The sequence below is a fragment of the Bacillus sp. OTU530 genome (assembly GCF_038440375.1).
On the sequence record NZ_JASATP010000029.1, the window covers coordinates 65575 to 71886 of the forward strand.

The window sequence follows — 6312 nt, forward strand, 5'->3', positions numbered from 1 at the left end:
CTCAGCTTTACCATAATAACTATATAAAGAAAACTTGCCGATTAGCGAGCCCTACTTATACTGTGTTCCTAAAATTCCCGACTACGTCATGTTGGCTTCTAACCAGAAATTTACACTTTCTTATAGTAAAAAAAGCATAAGCGTGCCGATACGGCAAGCTTATGCTTTTTAGCGCAAAATAAAAAATCCACCAAAGTATGTATTTGGTGGAGACGGTGGGAGTCGAACCCACGTCCAGAAATATCGGCACTTAAGCTTCTACGAGTGTAGTCGATATATTCGCAATTCGCATACTCGTCAGCCTATCGACAGGCTTCGAAGCAGCTAGTCTGGTTGTTCTCTTCCTTTGCCCTCAGACGGTGAGCGCCGGCGTAACCTGCTAAGAGTGGGCCCCTTACCCTACCGCACAGGTAACGGAGGGAGGAGCAGCTGCGTTAATTAGGCAGCTAAAGCTAATTTTTGTTTGCCAGTTATAGGCGTTGACGTTTTAACGAGGCCGATCCCCTCGACTCGCAACTTAAGCTCGAACTACCCCTGTCGAATCCGTAACGTCCCCATTATAAGAAGACCCTTTACGGGAAGCTATCAAGAGAGCTCATGATGAGCTGTTTTTCAATGTGCATCAATCACTTACAAACTTATTATAACATGACTTTTACACCTTGCAATTGTAAGTTTTTGTATTATCCTTTTTGACGATCACGGAAAGCGCGTTCGATTTCACGTTTTGCTTCCTTCTTCTTCAAATCCTCACGTTTATCATAATTCTTCTTACCCTTCGCTAACCCAAGCTGTATTTTTGCAAATCCGTTTTGCAAGTAAAGCTTAAGCGGCACGATTGTGTTCCCTGTTTCCTTCGTGTAGCCGATTAGCTTTTCAATCTCCCGGCGATGCAAGAGCAGCTTACGTGTACGAAGTGGATCATGATTGTAGCGATTTCCTTGTTCATACGGACTAATATGCATACCAAATACCCATATCTCACCGTTTTGAATACGAGCATACGCGTCCTTGAGGTTGACCTTTCCAGCGCGAATTGATTTAATTTCCGTTCCTTGAAGGACAATACCGGCATCATATGTGTCTTCAATGAAATAGTCGTGGAATGCTTTTTTGTTTTGTGCAATTACCTTGCCGTGACCCTTTGGCATAGCCTGTCCCTCCCTTACTTGCCTTATTATAGCAAACAATATGATATTTCTCAATGCGGCCCGCTTCACCTAACATACTCTACAGAAAAGACGATGATTGCTCATCGTCTTCTTCCTTACCGTTTTTTCTTTTTCTTACGTTTAAAGCTTGGCGCATTTTCAAAGAATGACTTTTTCTTACCATCCCTTGCCTTTGCCTTCCCTCCGCGGCGATTATTCCCGTTTCCTTCTTCCGTTCGCTTTCGTCGTCCTCCGCGTGCTTCAGCAATCACTGTCGGACGGTCCTTGCGTTCGCGTCTTGGGCTTCCCTTCATGCCGACAACTTCAAAATCGATAGACCGCTCATCTTTATTAACCTTGACAACGCGAATCGTTACCTCGTCACCAATGCGGAACACCTTTCCTGTACGCTCTCCAATCATCGCATAATGCTGCTCATCATAACGATAATAATCGTCCGTTAAATAGCTAACGTGGATGAGACCTTCAATTGTGTTCGGTAGTTCGACAAACATACCAAAGTTTGTAACGGAGCTAATCATGCCCTCGAATTCTTCACCGATTTTATCCATCATATACTCAGCTTTTTTCAGCTCATCTGTTTCACGCTCAGCTTCTACGGCGCGGCGCTCCATATTGGATGAATGCTCTGCGATACTTGCTAATTTTTCACGCCATTTTGCCTGTGTATCTGCATCTATTCTTCCATTAATTAAGTATGTCCGAATGAGGCGATGAACAATTAAATCCGGATAACGACGAATTGGCGATGTGAAGTGTGTATAATATTCCGTAGATAATCCAAAGTGTCCAAGACTCTCCGCATCATAACGAGCTTGCTTCATGGAGCGAAGCATAACAGTAGAGATAACCACCTCTTCTGGCTGACCTTGTACCATTTCAAGAATTTGCTGAAGGGCACGCGGATGAATATCATTTGCTTTCCCCTTCACTGTGTAGCCAAAATTCGTAATAAATTGGAAGAAGCGCTCTAGCTTATCTTCCTTCGGCTCTTCATGCACACGGTACATAAAAGGGACATTTAGCCAATGAAAATGTTCTGCAATTGTCTCATTGGCTGCTAGCATAAACTCTTCAATTAGTTTTTCTGCTGTAGAACGCTCCCGCAGCACAACATCCTTTGGTTGCCCATCTTCATCCACGAGAACCTTTGCTTCTTTAAAATCAAAATCGATCGCACCTCGAGTCATCCGTTTTTCACGGAGAATTGCTGCGAGCTCACCCATATCCTGAAACATTGGAATAAGTGCCTCGTACCGGGAAAACAGCTCCTCATCCTTATCCTCAAGAATACGGTTCACATCAAAATATGTCATCCGCTCCGTCGTTTTTATAACACTTTGGAAAATATCATGCTTTACGACCTCACCCTGTGCATTAATCTCCATCTCACAAGAAAGTGTTAACCGATCAACTTTTGGATTTAAGGAGCAAATACCATTTGAGAGACGGTGCGGAATCATTGGAATCACGCGGTCAACAAGATAGATACTCGTACCGCGGTCTGCCGCTTCTACATCAATTGGCGATCCTTCTGTGACATAGTGGCTAACATCTGCAATATGCACGCCGAGCTTATAGTTTCCGTTATCTAGCTTTTTCACAGTAACAGCATCATCTAAATCCTTCGCATCTGCACCATCGATTGTTACAATCACTTCATTCCGCAAATCACGACGATTTTCTAGGTCTTTTGGGTCAATAGTATCTGGTACATTGTTTGCTTGGTCCAACACATCTGCTGGAAACATCATTGGCAGGCCATGCTTATGAATAACAGATAAAATATCCACACCTGGATCATTTTTATGACCAAGGATTTGAATAACTTCTCCTTCTGCACTCATACGATCCTGCGGATAAGCAGTGATTTTTACAACCACCTTATGACCTTCCACCGCCCCCATCGCCACATTCTTTGGAATAAAAATATCACTGATAATGCGTTTATCGTCAGGAATAACAAATCCAAAATTCTTCGATTCTGTATATGTACCAACTAGCTGCTTTGTGCCGCGTTCAATAATACGGACAATTGTGCCTTCTTTTCTAGAACCACTCGTTTCAGAATTGATGCGCGCTAGTACTGTATCACCATGCAGCGCACCATTTAGCTCTGTCGGCGGAATAAAAATATCATCCTGGCCCTTTTCCTCCGGCACAACAAACGCAAAGCCTCTTGAATGCCCTGTAAGCTTTCCCTTGAGCAGATTCATTTTTTCAGGCAAGCCATAGCGGTTGCTGCGAGTGCGTACAACCAAGCCCTTCTCTTCCATCAGAACAAGCGCCTTAACAAATTCTTTGAAATCCGCTGCTTCTTCAATACCGAACGCTTCCTCTAGCTCCTGCACGGTTAATGGTTTATATGCTTCTTCCTTCATAAAAGACAATAGCTTTTCTATATGTTTTTGGATTATTTCTTCCAAATGGGATCCCTCCTTCTTGTAACACAGATACAAGTATTATTTCCTATTTCCTAAATAAGTAGTATGTATAAATAATCTTTGGTACGAAAAAAGACAGCATTTCCTGTGTTTAAGACCTGATGCTGTCCTTCATCTCTTCTAAACTTATACTATTTTACCAATCGAGCTTTTCTAAAAATTGATAGATATCTTCATGCAGCTCATCTCGCTGCTTGTCCAATGTAATAACATGCGTAGATTCCTCATACCATTTGATTTGCTTCACATTGGATTCGACACCATTGTAAATAATATTAGCACTATCTGTATTAATCATTTCATCATGACGTGCTTGCACAACAAACGTTGGTGCATAAATCATATCAATATTATCGCGTACATCGCGCATCAAATTTTGCAGAGCCTTTAAGGTTTTCATCGGTGTCTGCTGAAACTGGAACATTTCTTCCTCAATTTCCTCATTTGATTTTCCCAGTCTTGTTTTATATTCTCTAGCGTATGCCAAAACTCCTTGATACATAATTTCTTCACTTTTAATATACATTGGCGCACACATCGGCACTACACCTACGATAGGTACTGTATAGGAGAGTTTTAATGAAAATACACCGCCAAGCGAAAGGCCGACAGCGGCAATTTTTTCATAGCCTCGTTCCTTTAAAAACTCGTACGCCTCCATGACATCTCTCCACCAGTCTTCTGGCCCTGTATGCACAAGTTCCTCCGGCGGGACACCGTGGCCCTTATAGATGGGGGCATGACATGTGTAACCCTTACCTTCTAAATAACGTCCCAGCATCCGGACGTCTGCTGAATGTCCTGTAAATCCGTGCAGCAGCAGCACTGCACGCTCTCCTGCCTCAAATGTAAATGGTTTTGGAGCTCCTACCTTCATATTCTTATCCTCTTTCCATATTGTATATCAGTAATAGTAGTGTATCATATTGCTTTTGGATTAATCTAACATGACAAATTGCCGCCTAGTGGGCCACTAGGCGAGGGCAGCGGCGTAGCCCTACTTATACTGTATTCCTAAAATTTCCGACTACGTCGAATTCACTTCTAGCTGGAAGCTTATACTTTCTTACAGTGCAAAAAAGATTCAACCGGGAACGGTGAATCTTTGCATATGCTGATAGCTTTATGCTACATACCCCACTAAAATAGCAAGTACAAAGAATAAAACAGCAGATATAACTGTTAAACGCTGCAAGACTGCTTCAAAACCGCGAACCTTTTGCTTTCCGAATAATTGCTCCGCGCCGCCTGAAATAGCACCAGAAAGACCTGCACTTTTACTCGATTGGAGTAAAACCAAGACAATCATAAAAAGGGATACAATAATTAATAAGACTGATAAAAACGTATGCACGTCATAACCTCCCATATTTCACACACAGTTAAGCTTATTATAAATGTACCATAAAGGCATGAACGGGACAAGGACTCGTTCAATGACCATTTTATTAGGACTTTTCCGACAGTATATCCAAAAATCACAATTTATTTTCAAGACAATCGCAACCCTTGCACTAAACCCAAAGATATCATATGATTATCTAGGTAAATATTTAGTTATCCAGGTAAGTATTTTGCATTAGAAGCGTTTAAGAAAGAGAAGTAAATAATATGACAAAACCTAAACTGTGGACAAAGAATTTTATTAGCATTTCCCTGACGAGCTTTTTTATTTTTCTTATTTTTTATATGTTGACCGTTATACTTCCAATTTATGTGACTGATGAAATGCATGGGAATGGAACAGATATTGGAATTGTTGCAACTGTCTTTGTGGTTTCAGGAATTCTATTCCGCCCATTCACGGGTAAATGGTTTGATAAATATGGGGAAAACATTGTTATTTACCCTTCAATTCTAATTTTTGCAGTTGGTGTATTGGCTCTGAGCCAGGCTTCTTCCAGCTTCATGTTTTTACTGGCAGGAGGACTTATTGGATTAGGATTTGGAACAATAAGCTCATGTTTTCAATCTATTGCAATCAAATCTTCGCCTGTAAATAGACGAGGAACTGCAACAGCCACATACTTTGTTTTATTTGATTCTGGATTTGCGATAGGCTCTTTCTTATTAGGAATAATAGCAGCAAACACGAGCTATGCAAATGTTTATTCATTAGGCTTCTTTATTATTCTGTTATCAGTAGTGATATACTATTTATTGCATGGGAGAAAAGCATCCCAAATGATTTCTTCTTCAGACGAAAAGTTATCTATTTAGTTTTAGACTCTATTGAGATGATAATGTATGTTAATTTAATCCCTGAATAAGGGATTTTTTTGTACAATTTTATTTCTTATTGAATTAATTCTACCTTATTTAAAAAAGCGGGCCTTGGAAGCTAGACACCACCCCGAAAAATTATACTTTCTTATCTTGTAAAGAAAACTCATCGATTGGCGAGCCCCGCTCTTGGGCGAAGACAGATGCGTAGTTGCACTTACACTTTGTTCCTAAAATTTCTTACTACGTCGAACTTGCTTCTAGCTAGAAATTTATCCTTTCTTAAAGTTAAACACGAAAAAGGACTGAATCACAATTGTGATTCAGTCCTTTTTTCTTTGCCTAGCGACGTCCTACTCTCACAGGGGGAGACCCCCAACTACCATCGGCGCTGAAGAGCTTAACTTCCGTGTTCGGTATGGGAACGGGTGTGACCTCTTCGCCATCATCACTAGACCTATTTAGGGATTGGA

5 protein-coding genes, 1 rRNA gene and 1 other RNA gene are annotated in these 6312 nt (G+C 41.1%); 1 reads left to right on the forward strand and 6 read right to left on the reverse strand.

From position 1 onward, the window contains the following. Positions 1 to 204: 204 nt before the first annotated feature. From ssrA to secG, 5 genes are all read right to left on the reverse strand, one after another. Positions 205 to 556, reverse strand: a transfer-messenger RNA (tmRNA) gene (ssrA, locus tag AAHB12_RS19755). A 127-nt stretch (positions 557 to 683) separates the two neighbouring features. Further along, positions 684 to 1151, reverse strand: coding sequence for an SsrA-binding protein SmpB (gene smpB, locus AAHB12_RS19760; RefSeq protein ID WP_129732069.1), 468 nt, complete (start codon positions 1149 to 1151; stop codon positions 684 to 686). Between the two features lie 116 nt (positions 1152 to 1267). Then, positions 1268 to 3553: a ribonuclease R gene (gene rnr / locus AAHB12_RS19765; protein WP_446715590.1), complete on the reverse strand. Its 2286-nt coding sequence runs from the start codon at positions 3551 to 3553 to the stop codon at positions 1268 to 1270. A gap of 199 nt (positions 3554 to 3752) precedes the next feature. Beyond that, the gene (locus AAHB12_RS19770; RefSeq protein WP_342046644.1) at positions 3753 to 4493 is read right to left on the reverse strand and encodes an alpha/beta hydrolase; all 741 of its coding nucleotides are present in this window, start codon (positions 4491 to 4493) and stop codon (positions 3753 to 3755) included. A 246-nt stretch (positions 4494 to 4739) separates the two neighbouring features. Then, positions 4740 to 4970 (reverse strand): preprotein translocase subunit SecG, encoded by a 231-nt coding sequence (secG, locus tag AAHB12_RS19775; RefSeq protein WP_129732063.1) that lies wholly within the window; start codon positions 4968 to 4970, stop codon positions 4740 to 4742. Between the two features lie 257 nt (positions 4971 to 5227). On the opposite strand from secG, the gene AAHB12_RS19780 reads away from it, so the two are divergent. After that, the gene (locus tag AAHB12_RS19780; protein WP_342046646.1) at positions 5228 to 5836 is read left to right on the forward strand and encodes an MFS transporter; all 609 of its coding nucleotides are present in this window, start codon (positions 5228 to 5230) and stop codon (positions 5834 to 5836) included. A gap of 343 nt (positions 5837 to 6179) precedes the next feature. Here AAHB12_RS19780 and rrf read toward each other — a convergent pair. Then, positions 6180 to 6295, reverse strand: a 5S ribosomal RNA gene (gene rrf, locus AAHB12_RS19785). Positions 6296 to 6312 lie beyond the last annotated feature (17 nt).

Coding starts and splice junctions, on each gene's coding strand:
- smpB (WP_129732069.1), bottom strand. CDS start 1,151: ATGCCAAAGGGTCACGGCAAGGTAATTGCACAAAACAAAAAAGCATTC.
- rnr (WP_446715590.1), bottom strand. CDS start 3,553: ATGAAGGAAGAAGCATATAAACCATTAACCGTGCAGGAGCTAGAGGAA.
- AAHB12_RS19770 (WP_342046644.1), bottom strand. CDS start 4,493: ATGAAGGTAGGAGCTCCAAAACCATTTACATTTGAGGCAGGAGAGCGT.
- AAHB12_RS19780 (WP_342046646.1), top strand. CDS start 5,228: ATGACAAAACCTAAACTGTGGACAAAGAATTTTATTAGCATTTCCCTG.